The organism is Thermodesulfobacterium sp. TA1 (assembly GCF_008630935.1).
GTDB lineage: Bacteria > Desulfobacterota > Thermodesulfobacteria > Thermodesulfobacteriales > Thermodesulfobacteriaceae > Thermodesulfobacterium.
Window position 1 is genome coordinate 1683504 of the sequence record NZ_CP043908.1, and the last position, 16172, is coordinate 1699675.

Consider the following 16172-nt stretch of genomic DNA (forward strand, 5'->3'; position numbering starts at 1 on the left):
CTTTATTCTATAAGGGTATAATCCATCTTTCTTCTTTTTGGAATATAGCCTGCGCTAAGGATGTGATGTCTGATTTCTTCTTCACTCATACGATGAGAAACCCCAGCAGCAGCTACTACGTTTTCTTCTATCATCGTTGACCCAAAGTCATTACCTCCAAACTCTAACGCAATCTGAGCTATGTGAGGCCCTTGGGTAACCCAAGAAACTTGAAGGTTTTTGACGTTATCAAGCACTATCCGAGAAATGGCCAATACCTTTAAATAATAAGCTGCTCCTGCCTTTATCAAATGGCTTAAACCTGTGTTTTTAGGCTGAAAAGTCCAAGGAATAAACGCGGTAAAACCTCTGGTTTTATCCTGAAGATCCCTTATTTTAAGAAGATGCTCTATGATTTCTTCTTGAGTCTCTATATGTCCAAACATCATCGTAGCGGTGGTTTTGAGCCCAAGTTTATGAGCTATTTCCATCACGTTTAGCCATTCCTCTGCCGTGGCCTTGTTAGGAGAAAGAAATTTCCTTACACGGTCTGAAAGGATTTCAGCTCCCCCTCCAGGTATAGAATCAAGCCCTGCCTTAATCAATCTTTCTAAAACCTCTGTAATGCTTAACCCAAACTTTTTACTAAAAAACACTATCTCTGGAGGAGAAAAACCATGTACATGAACCTGAGGGAAGGTGGTTTTGATAAAACGTAACATGTCTTCGTAAAACGAAAAAGGAAGGTCAGGATGAAGCCCTCCTTGCAAAAGGATTTGATAACCTCCTAAACTTATGGTTTCTTCTATTTTTTTTCCTAACTCTTCAAAAGAAAGCACATAGCCTTCCTTAGAATTAGGTGGTTTATAATAGGCACAAAACTTACATCCGGAGATACAAACGTTGGTGTAGTTGATGTTTCTATCAACCACATAAGTAACCACACGGTCTGGATTAAGTCTAAACCTAACCTCTCGAGCTAAAAAACCAAGTTCTTCTATAGGAATTTCAAAAAGGCTTAAAGCCTCTTCTTTATTCAATCTTTTACCTTCAAGCACTTTTTTAACCACTATATCTTTTTTCATCTTTCTATCCCTAACCTATCTAAAACCCCTTGGTCATAATAGTGCTTTATCTTTTTCATTTCAGTAACTAAATGCGCTAAGCTTAATAAATCTTCTGGAGCCTTTCTTCCGGTAATAACTATTTCTACTTCTTCAGGCTTATTTTTTAAAACTTGTAAAACCTCTTCTTTCTCAACCAAACCCCAGTTTAAGGCTAAGGTAAATTCGTCTAAAACAATTATATTATACTCTTTAGAAAAAACCAGCCTTTTAGCCTCTTCCCAACCTTTTTGAATAATTTCTTTTAACTCCGGGGTGATATCACTTACAAAACCTTTTTGTCCGTAGTGCTGATAATACAGATTAGGCAAAGTTTTTAATATTTTTACTTCAGAAGTAGTCCCGTCCTTAAAAAACTGCAGAAAGGCTACCTTAAGCCCAGCCCCTAAGGCTCTGATAGTAAGACCTACGGCTGCCGTAGTCTTTCCTTTACCGTCTCCGGTATAAACCTGAATATAGCCTTTAAACCCCATCTTCTCCTCTTATCTTAATAACATTATCAAAAAAACCCCTAACAACATCAGCCCTGCGGCTATCATCCTTGTACCAAAATAAGCCTCTTTAAAAAAACAATAACCTAATAATACCGAAAAGAGAATACTAGTTCTTTTAAGAGCGATCATATACGCAGTTTCAAGCTGGCTTAAGGCTAACATATGAGAATAGCACATAAGCGCCTGGGTTAAACCTACCCATAAAACCCCTTTGGTTTGAGTTTTAAAAAATTCCCACACCTTTATGCGATATAAAACTTTTACTACCAAACCGGCAGAAATCCCAAGTAAAGTGAAATAAAAAGAGGAAAACCACCAAGGATCGGTTAAAAGAAGCCCCTTTTTCCCAAGCACCGACGTAATAGAATAAAGCAAAGCTACCTGAAGCAAAAGGAAACTTCCTTTTTCCTTTTTTATAGCTTTTATGGGTTCTAAAATCCCGGTTTTAGCTAAAGGTAGGTTGATTATATAACTCCCCATTACCACCAATCCAATCCCTATAGCTCCGTATAGGGACACCCTTTCTCCCAGCAAAAAATATCCGGTAAGGATGATAAATACCGGGGTAAAAGAAAGAAAAGGCAAAGACACAGAAAGAGGGGAAAGTTTTATGCCTTTCATATAAAGAAAGGTAGCCAAAACCTCTAAAGAAAGCAAAATTACTACTACCAAAACAAACTGAGGGGAAAAATAGGCCAACCCCTCTCCTTTAACCAAGGTAAGATACCAAAAAAGAGGGAACAGAAAAGGTAAAGCCCCTACAGTCCTTGCCAACACCATATAAGCTGTGCCTAAATGAGAAAAATATTTTTTATTTAAAGCATCACTTAACGCTACCAAAAAACCTGCAAGGATGGCAAAGACAAAACCCAGCATAAAACCAACCTAAATACCTTTAAGAGGACAGGGATCGCAAACTGGGGTTACCTTTTTGCAAAAAGTCTTACCACAAGCTACTAAAAGAGCGTGGTATTCGTTAAAAAGAGCAGGGTCAAGCGGAAGGTTTTCCATAAAAAACGCCTGTATTTCGTCATAATTGGCTTCTTCAGAAATTAAAAGATGTCGATTTAAAATCCTGTAGGTATAGGCGTCAACCACAAACACTGGAAGGTTGCCTGCATAAAGAAGGATGCTGTCTACCGTCTCTTTCCCTAATCCTTTAAGATTTAATAACTCTTCTCGTATTTTAGGTAATGGTTGCTGAAACATAAGGTTAAGGTCCCCTTGATAGTTGACTACTAAAAACTCTACGAAGGTTTTAAGCCTTTTGGCCTTAAGATTGTAAAATCCACTTGGCTTGATAAGCTCTGCTAACTTATCTAATGAAAGTTCATAAAGCGCTTGAGGATTAAGAAATCCCTTTTGTTTAAGGTTGTTGATGGCTTTTTCTACGTTTTTCCAAGTAGCATTTTGAGTAAGGATCGCCCCTACACAAACCTCAAAAGGGGTCTCAGCAGGCCACCAATTTTGTGGACCAAAAAAAGCAAACAACCTATCATAAATTTCTTGTAAAATCTCGGTAGTTTTCCTCTTCATCATTCCTCCAGGGCAATCACTTCTGTACCCCAGGGAAGGTCAAAAACCCAGAAACCTTTAGCTAACAACTCATTTCTTATTCTGTCTGCCTCTGTAAAATTACCTGACCTTTTTGCCTCATCTCTTAAACAGGCTAACTTCAACACTTCTTCCTCTTCGACCTTTTTGGGAAACCTTAAAACCTTTAAAACCCCGTTAAGTTTTTTCAGGTTTTCCAAGACCTTTTCTCTAAACTCTGGAGAAACCCCTTGTTTTAAGTATGGATAAAGTTTTTTTAGAAAAGAAATAAGTTCTGAAATAACCACCGGAGTGTTTAAATCTTCTTTTAAAGCCCTTTCCCAATTATTAGTAAAACTCTCTAAAAGTTCCCAAGGGTGAGAAGCCTCTTTTTCCGGTCTAACAGAAGCCTCAAGTAAGCAAAGATGTTGGTCGATCTTCCTTAGGATTTTAGCGCTTTCCTCAAGCCCTTTCCAACTAAAATTAAAAGGATTTCTATAGTGGGTCCTTAAAAAATAAAACCTAAGGTCTCTCCCGCTAAATCCTTTTTGTATTACATCCTCTATGGTTACCCTATTTTCAGAAGAAAGCTTTTTTCCTTGATAAAAAACCATCCCAGTATGTAGCCAGTATTTAACCGTCTCTTTTCCTGTTAAAGCCTTTAACACCGCTCTGGTGTTTTCATGATGAGGAAAAAGAAGGTCTATCCCACTGGTAAAAAAGTCTATCTCTTCTCCTAAATACTTAAGGATTAAAGCTGCACAATGGATATGCCAAGTAGGTCTAACCTTTCCGACAGAAGTATCAACAAAATAGCCTGCTTTTAACTCAAGTATATGTACCCTTTTAAGTAGAGCAAAATCAAAAGGCTCTTCTTTATCGTATTCTTCAACGTCTATAGTAGCCCCTGGCTTTAACCGAGAAAGGTCTACCTTAGAAAGCTTCCCATAATCCTCAAGTCTTGAAATATCAAAATAAACACTTCCATACTTTACATAGGCTTTATCTTTCTCAATAGCTTTTAAAGCTACATCTGCCATTTCCTTTAGATGTTGACTTACTTTTGGATAAAAGTCTGCCTCCTTAAGGTTTAAAAACTTGACATCTTGATAAAACTGTTCTTCTATAGTCTTAGTAATTTCATAAAGGTTTTTTTTCTCTTCTAAAGCTTTTTTTATCGTTTTATCGTCAAAATCCGTAAGGTTTACCACATGTTTTACTTTATAGCCTTTAAGGGTTAAATATTCTTTAAGTATGTCAGCGGTAATAAGCCTTCTATAGAGCCCTACATGAGGACGAAGGTTTAAGGTAGGACCACAAGTGTATATCTTAACCTCCCGAGGTACTAAAGGAGTAAAGACCTCTCTTTTTTCAGAAAGGGTGTTGAAAACGATAAGGTCTGCTTTAGCTTCTATCGTTTGGTCTTTTGGCTCAAAAGTCCAAAGAGGGGTAGAAAGATAGCGCTCGCCCCCATCAGGAAAGATAACCACTATCAACCCTTGGTCTAAAGATTCAGCTACTTTTAAAGCCCCTGCTAAAGCTGCCCCTGAGCTTATTCCTACAAAAATTCCCTCTTCTCTAGCTAGCCATCTTGCCCAAAAAAACGCCTCTTCGTCCTCTATGTTTATTACCTTTTCAAGAAGTTTTTTATTATAAATACCAGGGGGATAAGACTCCTTCATGTTTTTTAAACCTTGTATCTTATGGTGAGGATATGGCTCAACCCCTATTACTTTAAACGGGAGATTATGGTCTTTAGCAAACCTGGCTATTCCCATAGCTGTGCCTGTGGTTCCAAGACCACAGACTACATGTGTGACTTTACCCTCGGTGTCTCTCCAAATTTCCGGACCTGTAGTATAGTAGTGACTTTTCCAGTTGGCCTCGTTGTTAAACTGGTCAGGGCAAAAATACTTTTCAGGCTCATTTCTTAGTAGTTCGTATACCGCTTCTATCGCTCCGTCAGTTCCCTTTTCTGCTGGAGTAAGAAGGATTTCTGCCCCAAAGGCCTGCATAATCTTTCTTCTTTCAATCGAAGCTGACTCTGACATAGCAATCATACATTTATAACCTTTAACCGCACATACTAAAGAAAGTCCTATACCTGTGTTTCCACTCGAAGCCTCGATGACGATTTTTTCTTTAGTAAGAAGGCCTTTTTTTTCTGCGTCTTCTATCATAAAAAGCGCTGGTCTATCTTTAATAGACCCCCCAGGGTTCTGACTTTCAATCTTTCCCCAAATTTCTACCGAAGACTTGACTTTTAACTTAGATAGTTTAATTATTGAGGTATTACCTATTTTTTGCAAAACATTATGAAACCGCATTTCCTTTTTCCTCCAATTTTAATGGTTTTATTTTACCTCGTCTTATCAACTTTCCAAGCTACAGCCTCTCCTTTACAGTTTATTCCTATGGTTCCCCAAAAATACGTTTACCTTGAGGATCAAGTTTATACCATAAAAGAAGGCGACACCCTGGTTGACTTAGCCGTTAAGTTTGAGGTTGGTTATCAACATTTAGTCCTTGCCAACCCAGGGGTTGACCCTTGGATACCTAAAGAAAACCAAACCATCATCATCCCATATCAGGTGTTGGTTCCTCAGGAGTTTATGTTTAAATCTCAATCTCCTTATATACTGGTAAACCTTCCTGAAATGCGTCTCTATTTCTTTAACTATCCTTTTCTGTTTATAGCCCCTATAGGAATCGGAGACCAAGGAAAACTTCCCCCTATAGACACCTATTTTATTTATAATAAAAAAGAAAACCCCTATTGGTATCCTCCCCCCTCTATCAAAGCAGAAGACCCTACGCTTCCAGATGTGGTACCCCCTGGACCTGATAATCCTATGGGAAGCCATGCACTTTATCTTTCAAAAGGACTTTATGCCATCCATGGAACCAATAAAATCTACAGCATCGGTAGAAGGTCTACCCATGGATGCATCAGAATGTATCCTCAACATATAAAACTTCTTTTCGAAAACGTGCCTATAGGCACCAAGGTCTTCATTATCTACGAGCCTTATAAACTATCTATCGAAAAAAACAAAATCTATCTTCAGGCCTTCCCTGACATAGAAAACCAGATAAAAAATCCTTTGGTTTATGTCTTAAAAAAACTAGACCAACTTTTAGAAGATAAAGACTATAAAATAGACCTGATAAAACTTGAAAAAATATTTGAACAACCAGACGGACTGGTCCACCAAATAGGAGAGGTTAAATCCTTTAACTAAAGAAACTAAAACCTCTTCCTTTTAGACAATAGCAAAAAAGTTAATGCCCTCTCTTCTACCTCTTCTAACAAACCTGAAGCATAAAGACTTTTTAAAGCTTCTATGTGTAATCTATGATGAGAAGACGTCGCCTCTACTTCAGCCATTAAAGAATTTCCTAAAGCAAACAAATCCCCTACTAAGTCAAGCACCTTATGTCTTACAAACTCGTCTTCACTTCTAAGTCCCTCTGGGTTTAAGACCTTTTCCTGGTCAAGGATAATCGCACTAGACAGGTCTCCACCTTTTAAAATACCCTTTTTTATCCTTTCTAAAAGTATGTCTTTAAAACCAAAGGTCCTCGCAAAACAGACCTCTTTTAAATAGTTTCTTGGGTTAATTTCTAACTCCATTTCTTGATATCCTATTACCGGATGGTCAAAAGAGATAGAAGCCTTGATTTTTAAAGTGTTTGCTGGTTTAAACACCAAGGCCCCATGGCCGTTTTTGTAATAAAAAGGCTTTTTAAGCCTAAACTTTTTTCTGGGATAAAACAAATATTGATAACCCTTTTCTTGAATTTTTCTTACCCAAGGATATGCCGACCCGTCTAAAAGTGGAACCTCCTCTCCATATACCTTGACGATGGCGTTGTCTATCTGTAACCCATGTAAAGCCGATAACAGATGCTCTACCAAATAAATAAAATGAGTGCCGTCAGTAAGGGCAGTAGCTCCGTCAAGCCCAACCACATTTTCTATCTTTAACGGAATTTCTGGTTTATGAGCTAAATCTTCTCTTATAAACACTATCCCTGTATCTATCCCTGCAGGTTCTATCTCTACCCTTATCGTTTTTCCTGTAAAAATACCTTGTCCCTCTAAACTTATCTTTTCTGATAAAGTCTTTTGATATTCCATTTAAAGCACTCCTTTCCCTTAAGCTAATCAGTCTAAGTTAGTCTACGTTTTATTATTTTCAAAAAATATGCCTGAAAAAAACAAGAAAATTATTAGGCTTTAGAGGGGGTAAACTTAAGGATGATGAATAAAAAATTTAACACCTGTGTAAAAAACTACACACCTTGAGTAAAATCCCAAACCTTTTCTTCGATAACCGCTAATAAGGTTATCCCTTGTAGCTTTTTTCCAAGAAACGGGGTATTTTTACTTTTAGACTGAATAAGGGTTTCATCTAAAACATATGTTTTCTCAGGGTCAAAAAGGATAACTTCTGCTTTTTTCCCAGATTTAAAGCTCGGGGGATCGACGTTTATCACTTTAGCTGGATTACTTATCAGATATTCTGCCAGTTTTAAGGGAGTAAGCCAACCTTCTTTAACCAACCGCACACTTAAAGGAAGTAATGTCTGAAGGCCTATCATTCCCGGAGAGGCTAAATTAAACTCTACCTCTTTTTCTAACACGCTATGTGGGGCATGATCGCTAGCTATTACCTGGATCAAACCTTCTTTTAGAGCCTGTTTGATGGCTATTACATCTTGTTCAGTTCTTAAAGGTGGATTAACCTTTGCCAAGGTATTGTATTCTTCTACTTCTTTTTCGGTTAAAGTAAAATAATGGGGGCAAGTTTCAGCGGTAAAAGGCACGTTTTCTTCTTTAGCCCATCTTAGAAAAGGAAGTACTTCTTTACAAGATAGATGGGCCAAATGGATGGCTTTGCCGGTTTCCTTGGCTAAAAGCAGGTCTCTTACTACAGCAGAAACCTCAGCAGACCAAGGAATCCCTTTTAGTCCTAACTTAGCCGAAAAATAGCCTTCGTTTATCTGACCCCCTTGAGAAAGAAAAGGATCTTCACAATGAGAAATCACTGTAAGGTCAAACTGTTTGGCATAAAGCATCGCCCTTTTCATCACCTCTGAATTAGGGACCCATTTACCGTCATCGGACACAGCTACAGCTCCAGCCTGTTTAAGCCTTCCGAATTCAGCAATTTCTTCTCCTTTTTGAGCTTTGGTGATACAGGCAATAGGATAAACCTTTACATAGCCTTTTTCTTGAGCCCTTTTTAAGATATATTCAGTAATTTCTGGATTGTCGTTAGGAGGGTTGGTGTTTGGCATACAGGCAACCCTTAAAATCCCTCCATAAAGGGCTGCCTTTGTTCCTGTTTCTATATCTTCTTTCCATTCCTGACCCGGTTCTCTCAAATGAACATGAATATCAACCAACCCAGGCAAAACCCATTTACCTTCAGCCCAAAAAACCTTAGTATAAGGGTCTGAAGGTATTTCGTCTGCTATTCCTTTTATTTTCCCTTCCTCAATCAAAAGGTCTGCTACTTGATCTATTCCTTGAGAAGGATCTATGATCCTTCCCTTTTTAATGAGTAGCTTCATAGGGTTTTCCACCTGTCAAAAGTTTTAGCAAAATAGCCATCCTTATGGCTACGCCGTTTTCTACTTGGTCAAGGATAACTTGAAAAGGATATTTTTCTATTTCTGGAGACAACTCAACCCCCCAATTTATTGGACCTGGATGCATAAGAAGAGCACCAGGTTTTAACAGGTCTAAATTTTTAAAGGTTAAACCAAAAAAGGTTTGATATTCTACTAAGCTGGGAACAAGTGCCTTGCCATGGCGCTCTTTTTGCACCCTAAGGGCAATTACTACATCTGCCTCTTTTAAAGCCTCTTTTGGGTCATAACAAACTTTAAAACCATCCGAAGAAATTCTAAAGTAATCTTCCTCTAAAGGTGTAGGCAAAAGATGGGCAGGCCCAGAAACATAGACCTTTGCCCCCATCTTTTGAAAGGCTAAGATGTCTGACCTAGCTACTCGGCTGTGTTTTATGTCTCCTAAAATAGCCACTTTTAGCCCTAAAAAGGTGCCTAATTTTTCTTTTACTGTAAGAAGGTCAAGTAAAGCTTGAGTAGGATGTTCATGCGTTCCGTCTCCTGCATTTACTACCGAAATCTTTGAGTGTTTGGCGATAAAATGCGGAGCCCCTTCTATCGGATGTCTTATCACCAAAAGTTCAGCCCCTATAGCTTCTAAATTTTTCACCGTATCAAGCAGACTCTCCCCTTTTTCTATACTTGAACCTTTAGCAGAAAAAGTAAGAATATCGGCAGAAAGGGCTTTAGCTGCTCGGTCAAAAGAAAACCTAGTTCTGGTAGAAGGCTCATAAAAAAGCAAAACCACCAACCTGCCCCTAAGAGTAGGCACCTTAGGAATGGGTCTTTTTAACACCTCTTTAAGCGTTTCGCCTAATTCTAAAAAACTTATAATCTCCTCTGAAGAAAGAGACGCTATGTCCAAAAGATGCTGAGGTTTAGGACTTAAATCCATAAGTATTCCTTTATATACTCCAAGGTTTCTTCTGGCGTTTCTACAATCCTAAAAAGCTCTATATCCTTAGGAGAAATTTTGTTCTGCACAAGCAGATACTCTTTTAACCAATTGTAAAGAGGCAACCAAAACTCTTTTCCTACCAAGACTATAGGTACTGGTTTTATCTTTTTGGTTTGGACTAAAGTTAAAACCTCAAACATCTCGTCTAAAGTACCAAACCCTCCTGGGAAAAACACAAAAGCTACAGAATATTTAGCCATCATTACCTTTCTAATAAAAAAATACTTAAAATCTAATCTTATGTTGGCGTAAGGATTAGGTATCTGTTCAAAAGGAAGCTTGATGTTAAGCCCTACAGAATATCCGTTAGCCTCAGCCGCTCCTTTATTAGCCGCCTCCATAATTCCTGGCCCACCTCCGGTTATCACCGAAAAACCTGATTTAACCAATAATTTACCTAACTCTACCGCCTTCTGATAATCAGGATGGTCTACAGGAGTTCTAGCAGACCCAAAAATTGTAACCCCAGGATAAACCCGAGGAAGAACCTCAAAACCTTCTACAAACTCAGCAAGAATCTTAAAAAGTCTCCATGACTCCTTAGCTGCAAGGCCTTCTAACACATATTGCTTTTCTTCAAAAAGCTTCTCATTTAGCAATTTTTCCATATTAGCTTACTACCTCCATACCTAAAGTTTCTTTTACCATTTTTAGAGATATCACGTCAAATACTAAAAAATACTGAAAAAATCTTTCGCTAATTTTGTTTAAAATCATCAAAACTTCTGAAGATAAACGGTTTTTTTTCATAGGTTCCTTTAAAAATTTAGGCTTTTTAGACATTTTACTAAAAATTTTCAAAACCTCAACTTGCTCTAAAGTAAGCCTAAAAGCGTTTTCTTCTTTACACCGATAACAAAGCACCCCTCCATCCCTTACAGAAAAATAAAAAATTCTTTTAGGTTGATAACCGCATTTTACGCAACCCTCAACCTGAGGACTCCATCCTAAAAAACCAAGCATCTGCCATTCAAAAAAAACTTTATGCCAAAGGGTTATTTTAGGTTCTTTATCTAAAAACTTTATCCAATCTTTAATAAAATTAAAATATTCCACCTCTAAGCCCTTAAAACTTACCTTAGAAAGCACCTCTCCTAAATAAGAAAAAAAAACATATTTTTCAAGGTCCTCCCAAAGGCTTTCAGGGATAAAAAGAAGGTCAGCTTTTTCTAAGATAGGAAGAGTTCCTTTAAAATTACGCCTTAGATGAAGGGTTAAAAGATTAAAATCTTCTAAAAGGTTGACAAACCTTCTTTTGCTTTTCTGAGCCCCTTTAGCTATCGCCCAAACCTTTCCTTTTGGGGTTAAGGTTTCTACTAAAAGGTCTATCTCACCAACCTTTTCCTTGGAAAGGACTAAACCTTCAATAGAAAAAAGCATCCTTTTAAAGATAAATCTTTACATACCTTTTCTCTTTTAATTCTTTGATCCATTTTTCTATAAACTTTTGGGCTTTTTCTTCAAACAGTTTTTGTTTAAGTCTCGGCTTTAGTTCCTCAAAAGCCGGTGGTTCATTTTCTCCTTTTTTAATCAGCTTTATAAGATAAAAATTATCTCCTACCTTTAAAGGTTCTGCTATCTCCTCTGGTTTTAACTCCTTGACCTTTTGTAAAACCTTAGGATCAAGCTCCTCTTCTTTAAAACTTTCGTTAAAAAACATCCCCTTTTCCTTAGAAAGGTTCTTTATAAGGTCTTCAAAGGTTTTACCTTTAACCAACTCCTCATACAAACTTTTAGCTAAACCTTCATCTTTAGTAATAAAAACAGAAAGCCAGTATCTAAAAGATTTATCATATCTTTTTATTTCCTCTGCATAAAGAGGCTTTAGGTCTTCGTCAGTAATTACAATCTTTTCTTTTAACATAAAATGCACAAGCCTCATCTTTAAAAGGATATCCTTAATCTTTTTCTTATACTCCTCTAAGGTTAGACCTTTTTCTTTTAACCTTTGTTTGAAGTTCTCTTCCCCTCCCAAGGACTTAATTTCCTCTTTCAAATAAGCCTCTATCTCTTCGTCTTCTACCTTAAACCCATATTTTTTAGCCTCTAAACCTACCAGTGTATCTTCTATCCAATCGTTTAAAACCTTATTCCTGATTTCTTCTTTGACTTTTTCTTTCTCTTCTGAAGACATTTCTGGTTTCAAGAATTTTTGATAAAAAGGAGCACAAAGGTCCTCAAGCTCATATAAGGTTAAAAACTCTTCTCCTACTACTGCAACTATCTGGTTTATTTTAACCACCGCCTGAGCATAAGAAAAAATTGGAATAACTAAAAAGAAAAACAATAGAAATCCTTTTAGTAAATTATGTCTCATAGCGATTACATCTCCTCTAAACTAAGAGAAACCAACCTTCGCCCTCCGTTTACCCTTATTCCAAGCAAGACCGTTTTAGATTTAACCGCTTTTTTAAGCCCTTTCAAAAAATCTTTAAGGTTATTAACCTTTACTCCGTTTACCTCGTCTATTACCATACCTGGGGTTAGGTTTGCATAATCTGCCGGAGATTCAGGGATAACTTCTGTTATCACTACACCTTTGGTTTGCTTTAGGCCTAACCTTTTAGCAAGGGCTGGAGTAAGTTCCTCAACATAAAACCCCAACTGTTCTAAAATCTCTTGGGCTTCTTCTAATTCTGCCTTAGAAATAAAGGCATTTTCAGGAGGAGACCCCACTATAACCTTAATTTTTTCTAGTTTATTATCTCTAATCACGTCAAGCACTACCTCTGTCCCTGGTTTGGATAGTAAGATGTAACTTTTCAACTCCAAAGCATTTTTAACTGTTTTTCCGTTAAACCCTACTACTACGTCTTTTTCTTTTAAGCCCGCCTTATAAGCCGGTGAATTAGGCATTACCTCGGTTATCACCGCCCCATCAGAAACGTTTTTAATCCCAAGGACCTTAGCAAGATTGGGGGTTAAGTCTTGGATGGTTATCCCTAAAAAACCTCTTTCTACCTTACCTTTAGATTTAAGTTGTTCTACTACCGTTTTTACGATGTTGCTTGGAATAGCAAAACCTATTCCCATATACCCGCCAGACCGGCTAAATATAGCGGTATTCATTCCTATAACTTCTCCTTTAAGGTTGATAAGAGGCCCTCCTGAATTTCCAGGGTTGATCGCTGCATCAGTTTGAATAAAATCTTCCACGTCTGAGATACCTATACCGCTTCTGCTTTTAGCACTTATAACCCCTACGGTAATGGTATGAGTAAGACCAAAAGGATTGCCTATCGCTATCACCCACTCCCCTGTTTTAATAAGGTCTGAATCTCCAAAAGAAAGGGTAGGAAGGTTGTTAGCGTTTATTTTTAACAAGGCTACATCTGAAAGAGGGTCTGCCCCTATCTTTTCTGCTGAGAAAGAACGACCATCAAGAAGTTTAACCGTTATTTTTTGAGCGTTTTGGATTACATGATTGTTGGTAACGATGTATCCATCAGAGGAAATAATAAAACCTGATCCTGCGCCCCTTTCTCTATATCTTGGCAACGAAGGAAAATTTCTAAAAAATGGATCTCTAAAAAAATCAAAAGGAAAGGGATTAACTTCTACCGTCCTTTCGGTTTCTATATAGACTACCGCTGAAGCTGTCTTTTCTGCTAAATACGAAAAGGCTTCAGAAAGTTTAATGGCATGGGTTAAACTTTCTTGGTTTATCCTCTCTCCGTCTTGAGCAATAAGCCTTGACTTAAAACTGCTTTTTTCTAAAAAAGCCTTGCTGGCAAACCCTAAGGCAAAGAACAACAAAACCAATAAGATGACCTTATATTTTCTAAAATGCCACCAAACGGTTGACCTCATCTTTTCCACCTCCCTTTTGCCCTTCACCTTTTTGCTCAACAAGCTTGTTAACTACATATTCAAAAATTTTTTTTAGATTTACTACATCTTCTTTGTTGTAAAGAATAAGTTTTCTTAAAGCCCTTTTGTCTTTAGCTTCTATCCATCTTTGCCATAATTTTACCGCATCATATCCATTCATACCGTCTGTCTCTCGATTTATTCCTAAAGCTTTTTCTATCTTTTTTAACCCTCCTTTTAAACCTACAAAACTAGAAAGAATATACAAGTCTAAATGAACAACCGGCATAGAAAGATCAGAGAAGCGTTTTTTAATAAAAGGAAGATCAAATCTTTCTCCGCCAAAAGTAACCCATACAGGAGAAGCCTTAAGAAGAGAAAGAGAACGCTCTAAATTAAACCCTTTAATAAAAGGTAAATATTTCCCTTGGGTGTAAATCCCTATTAGGGTTATGTCGTTTTTTTCCTTAGATAATCCCTCGGTTTCTATGTCTAAAAACAACAAAGAAGAGGTCTTTTTAGCACAAAGAAGACAAAGATCTACTAAACTTAAGGCTTCTCTATCTATTATGCCTTTCAGTTCTAACATCTCCTTTATTTAATCTATTTTTTTAATTTAATATATCTTAGGGGTATATTTTTGAGAAAGTTTTTGGATCAAGTCTTTCATCAAAACCTCTTCCTTTTCTTCTATTAAATCTCTTTCCACTAAGGGTTTGGCCTCTTCAAAAGTTAAAGTTTTAGCAGGTATCTTTTTTACCACCTTAATAAGGTGGTATCCATAGTTAGACCTAATAGGCTGGCTTATTTCTCCGGGGTTAAGACTAAAAATTTTCGCCTCAAACTGTGGGTCGGTTTCACCTTTTTTTATAATCCCCAGACTTCCTCCCTGGTTCTTAGATTGGGTGTCATCTGAATAAGCTTTAGCCAAATCTTCAAACTTAGCCCCTTTAAGCAGCTGGGCTCTGATTTGATTAGCTTTTTTAAGCGCCTTTTCTTCCTCTTCTTTTTTAGCTTTAGGGGATAGATAAACCAATATATGTTTTAGTTCAACTGCCTCAGGCTCTACATATCTTTCTTTATTCTTTTCATAATAGCTTTTTAATTCTTCTTCAGACACCTTGATTCCTGCAAGCTTAGCTTTTAAATACTTTTGAGCCAATACTTGTTTTTCTATGTTTGCAAGTTCTCTCTGCACCTCTGGAGTTTTATCCAATCCTTCATCCTTGGCTGCAAGGCCTAATAAACTTAAGGTTATCCATCTTTCTACCAAAGTTTTCTTAATCTGTTCCTTAGCCCCTGGAGAAGACTTGATAAGTTCCTGAACCTGAGGGTCCTGATTAAGTACTTTCTCTACCTCTTCCTCATAAAGCTTATAAGGACCAACCTCTGCTAAAACCTTAGCTTCTGCTCCATAACCGATTTGTCTACCCCAAACAAACATCAAAACCAAAACACATAACAATAAGCACTTTTTCATCTAAACCCTCCAAACTATTTTATTTTAGTAAAAGGACCAAAAAAACCTGGTCCAGCCACCCGTGCTGGGAAAACAAAAGAAAACTTTCCTAAAATCGTTCCTGGTTGCAAAACAGAATTACAACCAGTCTGACAACCATCCCCTAAAATAGCTCCTAATTTTTTAAGACCTGTCTTTATAACCTCCCCTTCTATCGTAAAGATGATTTCTTTTTTGTTAAACTTTAGGTTAGCTAATTTTGTGCCTGCACCAAGATTAACTTGAGCCCCGAGAATGCTGTCCCCTACATAAGCAAAATGAGCAGCCTTAGCTTGAGACAAAAAGATAGAATTTTTTACCTCGGTGGTATGCCCTATCACACAACCCACCCCGGTATAAACGCTTCCTCTCACATAAGCCCCTTGCCTAACCTCTGTCCCTTGCGAAAAATAGGCAGGCCCTTGGATGATGGCAAAGGGCTCAACCTTCACCCCTTTTTCAAAATAGATTTTTTCACTGGATAAAAAGGCACCTGCCATAAGAAGGGCTCCTTCCACCTTTTCTCCTTTAAAATAAAAACCATCTTCGCCCTTCTCTAACTCTTTAAAAGAAAGAACCTCTCCTTCTTCAGTAAGCAAAAGAGTTTCCGGCAAGGGCAAGTTTAAAGGAACCTCCTTAGGAAGAGAAGGCACAATATCGTTTAAAAAGGTCTTTAAAGCTTTTAAGGCTTCCCAAGGATAAGACCCTTCAAAAAGAGAGGCTATCTTTTCTTTTACTAAGTCTTCAAAAAAATCTACTAATTTAATCATGTTAGAAATAATTATAAACCCAAAAAAAGACTTGTCAAAACAGAAAAATTGATTAAAATTTTAAAATATATTTAAGCGACCAAGTCGCCCCTGTAGCTCAACAGGATAGAGCAGCGGCCTTCTAAGCCGTAGGTTGGGGGTTCGAGTCCCTCCGGGGGCGCTTCTTTAATTCAATTTATTTTCTTTATTTTTCTTTTATTAAAGACCTTACGTACTTTCATTCTTATCGCTAAGTTTAATCCTTTTATTCCTTAGTTTATTCTTAATCAGTTTCCGAACCTTAAAATATGCTTTATAGCTTAATAAGCTAATCTTTCAAAATATTTCCTTTTCTTGACTTTTACTTTATTTTATACTATAATTGTAAAA

Annotated in this window: 16 protein-coding genes and 1 tRNA gene; 2 read left to right on the forward strand and 15 right to left on the reverse strand. The window is 37.3% G+C overall.

The window, feature by feature from the left end:
• Nucleotides 1-2: 2 nt before the first annotated feature.
• From mqnC to cysS, 5 genes are read right to left on the reverse strand one after another with little or no spacing between them, the layout of a single operon-like run.
• Nucleotides 3-1064, reverse strand: a complete 1062-nt coding sequence (gene mqnC / locus F1847_RS08455; protein ID WP_150072616.1) for a cyclic dehypoxanthinyl futalosine synthase — start codon at nucleotides 1062-1064, stop codon at nucleotides 3-5.
• Entirely contained in the window at nucleotides 1061-1576 is a 516-nt protein-coding gene (locus F1847_RS08460) for a cob(I)yrinic acid a,c-diamide adenosyltransferase (RefSeq protein ID WP_150072617.1), read from the reverse strand. Before F1847_RS08460 ends, mqnC begins: the two co-directional genes overlap by 4 nt.
• A gap of 9 nt (nucleotides 1577-1585) precedes the next feature.
• On the reverse strand, nucleotides 1586-2473 hold the full coding sequence (locus F1847_RS08465; protein WP_150072618.1) for a DMT family transporter: 888 nt from the start codon (nucleotides 2471-2473) through the stop codon (nucleotides 1586-1588).
• Between the two features lie 9 nt (nucleotides 2474-2482).
• Complete coding sequence (locus tag F1847_RS08470) at nucleotides 2483-3133, reverse strand: endonuclease III domain-containing protein (protein ID WP_206202403.1); 651 nt, start codon at nucleotides 3131-3133, stop codon at nucleotides 2483-2485.
• Nucleotides 3133-5457: a cysteine--tRNA ligase gene (gene cysS / locus F1847_RS08475; protein ID WP_150072620.1), complete on the reverse strand. Its 2325-nt coding sequence runs from the start codon at nucleotides 5455-5457 to the stop codon at nucleotides 3133-3135. Before cysS ends, F1847_RS08470 begins: the two co-directional genes overlap by 1 nt.
• On the opposite strand from cysS, the gene F1847_RS08480 reads away from it, so the two are divergent.
• Nucleotides 5446-6372: a L,D-transpeptidase family protein gene (locus F1847_RS08480; protein WP_150072621.1), complete on the forward strand. Its 927-nt coding sequence runs from the start codon at nucleotides 5446-5448 to the stop codon at nucleotides 6370-6372. The genes cysS and F1847_RS08480 overlap by 12 nt on opposite strands.
• Nucleotides 6373-6377: 5 nt before the next feature.
• Here the strand turns inward: F1847_RS08480 and lpxC are convergent, their stop codons facing one another.
• The 10 genes from lpxC to F1847_RS08530 form a co-directional block, all read right to left on the reverse strand.
• A complete protein-coding gene (lpxC, locus tag F1847_RS08485; RefSeq protein ID WP_150072622.1) occupies nucleotides 6378-7271 on the reverse strand; it encodes a UDP-3-O-acyl-N-acetylglucosamine deacetylase in 894 nt (297 codons plus the stop codon).
• A gap of 155 nt (nucleotides 7272-7426) precedes the next feature.
• Nucleotides 7427-8710 carry a dihydroorotase gene (locus F1847_RS08490; protein WP_150072623.1) on the reverse strand — a complete coding sequence of 428 codons (1284 nt, stop codon included), beginning with the start codon at nucleotides 8708-8710 and terminating at the stop codon, nucleotides 7427-7429.
• Nucleotides 8694-9662, reverse strand: coding sequence for an aspartate carbamoyltransferase catalytic subunit (locus tag F1847_RS08495; RefSeq protein WP_150072624.1), 969 nt, complete (start codon nucleotides 9660-9662; stop codon nucleotides 8694-8696). Before F1847_RS08495 ends, F1847_RS08490 begins: the two co-directional genes overlap by 17 nt.
• A complete protein-coding gene (locus F1847_RS08500; protein WP_150072625.1) occupies nucleotides 9653-10333 on the reverse strand; it encodes a TIGR00730 family Rossman fold protein in 681 nt (226 codons plus the stop codon). Before F1847_RS08500 ends, F1847_RS08495 begins: the two co-directional genes overlap by 10 nt.
• 1 nt (nucleotide 10334) lies before the next feature.
• Nucleotides 10335-11105, reverse strand: a complete 771-nt coding sequence (gene recO, locus F1847_RS08505) for a DNA repair protein RecO (protein WP_150072626.1) — start codon at nucleotides 11103-11105, stop codon at nucleotides 10335-10337.
• 4 nt (nucleotides 11106-11109) lie between these two features.
• Nucleotides 11110-12042 carry a SurA N-terminal domain-containing protein gene (locus F1847_RS08510; RefSeq protein ID WP_150072627.1) on the reverse strand — a complete coding sequence of 311 codons (933 nt, stop codon included), beginning with the start codon at nucleotides 12040-12042 and terminating at the stop codon, nucleotides 11110-11112.
• A gap of 5 nt (nucleotides 12043-12047) precedes the next feature.
• Nucleotides 12048-13535 carry a DegQ family serine endoprotease gene (locus F1847_RS08515; protein ID WP_150072628.1) on the reverse strand — a complete coding sequence of 496 codons (1488 nt, stop codon included), beginning with the start codon at nucleotides 13533-13535 and terminating at the stop codon, nucleotides 12048-12050.
• Nucleotides 13507-14124, reverse strand: a complete 618-nt coding sequence (locus F1847_RS08520; protein WP_150072629.1) for a ribonuclease H-like domain-containing protein — start codon at nucleotides 14122-14124, stop codon at nucleotides 13507-13509. Before F1847_RS08520 ends, F1847_RS08515 begins: the two co-directional genes overlap by 29 nt.
• Nucleotides 14125-14151: 27 nt before the next feature.
• The gene (locus F1847_RS08525) at nucleotides 14152-15015 is read right to left on the reverse strand and encodes a peptidylprolyl isomerase (RefSeq protein WP_150072630.1); all 864 of its coding nucleotides are present in this window, start codon (nucleotides 15013-15015) and stop codon (nucleotides 14152-14154) included.
• Between the two features lie 14 nt (nucleotides 15016-15029).
• On the reverse strand, nucleotides 15030-15803 hold the full coding sequence (locus F1847_RS08530) for a glucose-1-phosphate thymidylyltransferase (protein WP_150072631.1): 774 nt from the start codon (nucleotides 15801-15803) through the stop codon (nucleotides 15030-15032).
• 86 nt (nucleotides 15804-15889) lie between these two features.
• On the opposite strand from F1847_RS08530, the gene F1847_RS08535 reads away from it, so the two are divergent.
• Nucleotides 15890-15963, forward strand: a tRNA-Arg gene (locus F1847_RS08535).
• The last annotated feature ends 209 nt before the right edge of the window (nucleotides 15964-16172 follow it).

Bases quoted from the DNA above. Each gene is read 5' to 3' on its own strand.
- F1847_RS08465 (WP_150072618.1), bottom strand. From the start codon at position 2,473: ATGCTGGGTTTTGTCTTTGCCATCCTTGCAGGTTTTTTGGTAGCGTTA.
- F1847_RS08510 (WP_150072627.1), bottom strand. From the start codon at position 12,042: ATGAGACATAATTTACTAAAAGGATTTCTATTGTTTTTCTTTTTAGTT.
- recO (WP_150072626.1), bottom strand. From the start codon at position 11,105: ATGCTTTTTTCTATTGAAGGTTTAGTCCTTTCCAAGGAAAAGGTTGGT.
- F1847_RS08490 (WP_150072623.1), bottom strand. From the start codon at position 8,710: ATGAAGCTACTCATTAAAAAGGGAAGGATCATAGATCCTTCTCAAGGA.
- F1847_RS08460 (WP_150072617.1), bottom strand. From the start codon at position 1,576: ATGGGGTTTAAAGGCTATATTCAGGTTTATACCGGAGACGGTAAAGGA.
- F1847_RS08525 (WP_150072630.1), bottom strand. From the start codon at position 15,015: ATGAAAAAGTGCTTATTGTTATGTGTTTTGGTTTTGATGTTTGTTTGG.
- F1847_RS08480 (WP_150072621.1), top strand. From the start codon at position 5,446: ATGAAACCGCATTTCCTTTTTCCTCCAATTTTAATGGTTTTATTTTAC.
- F1847_RS08530 (WP_150072631.1), bottom strand. From the start codon at position 15,803: ATGATTAAATTAGTAGATTTTTTTGAAGACTTAGTAAAAGAAAAGATA.
- mqnC (WP_150072616.1), bottom strand. From the start codon at position 1,064: ATGAAAAAAGATATAGTGGTTAAAAAAGTGCTTGAAGGTAAAAGATTG.
- F1847_RS08515 (WP_150072628.1), bottom strand. From the start codon at position 13,535: ATGAGGTCAACCGTTTGGTGGCATTTTAGAAAATATAAGGTCATCTTA.
- lpxC (WP_150072622.1), bottom strand. From the start codon at position 7,271: ATGGAATATCAAAAGACTTTATCAGAAAAGATAAGTTTAGAGGGACAA.
- F1847_RS08470 (WP_206202403.1), bottom strand. From the start codon at position 3,133: ATGAAGAGGAAAACTACCGAGATTTTACAAGAAATTTATGATAGGTTG.
- F1847_RS08500 (WP_150072625.1), bottom strand. From the start codon at position 10,333: ATGGAAAAATTGCTAAATGAGAAGCTTTTTGAAGAAAAGCAATATGTG.
- cysS (WP_150072620.1), bottom strand. From the start codon at position 5,457: ATGCGGTTTCATAATGTTTTGCAAAAAATAGGTAATACCTCAATAATT.
- F1847_RS08495 (WP_150072624.1), bottom strand. From the start codon at position 9,662: ATGGATTTAAGTCCTAAACCTCAGCATCTTTTGGACATAGCGTCTCTT.
- F1847_RS08520 (WP_150072629.1), bottom strand. From the start codon at position 14,124: ATGTTAGAACTGAAAGGCATAATAGATAGAGAAGCCTTAAGTTTAGTA.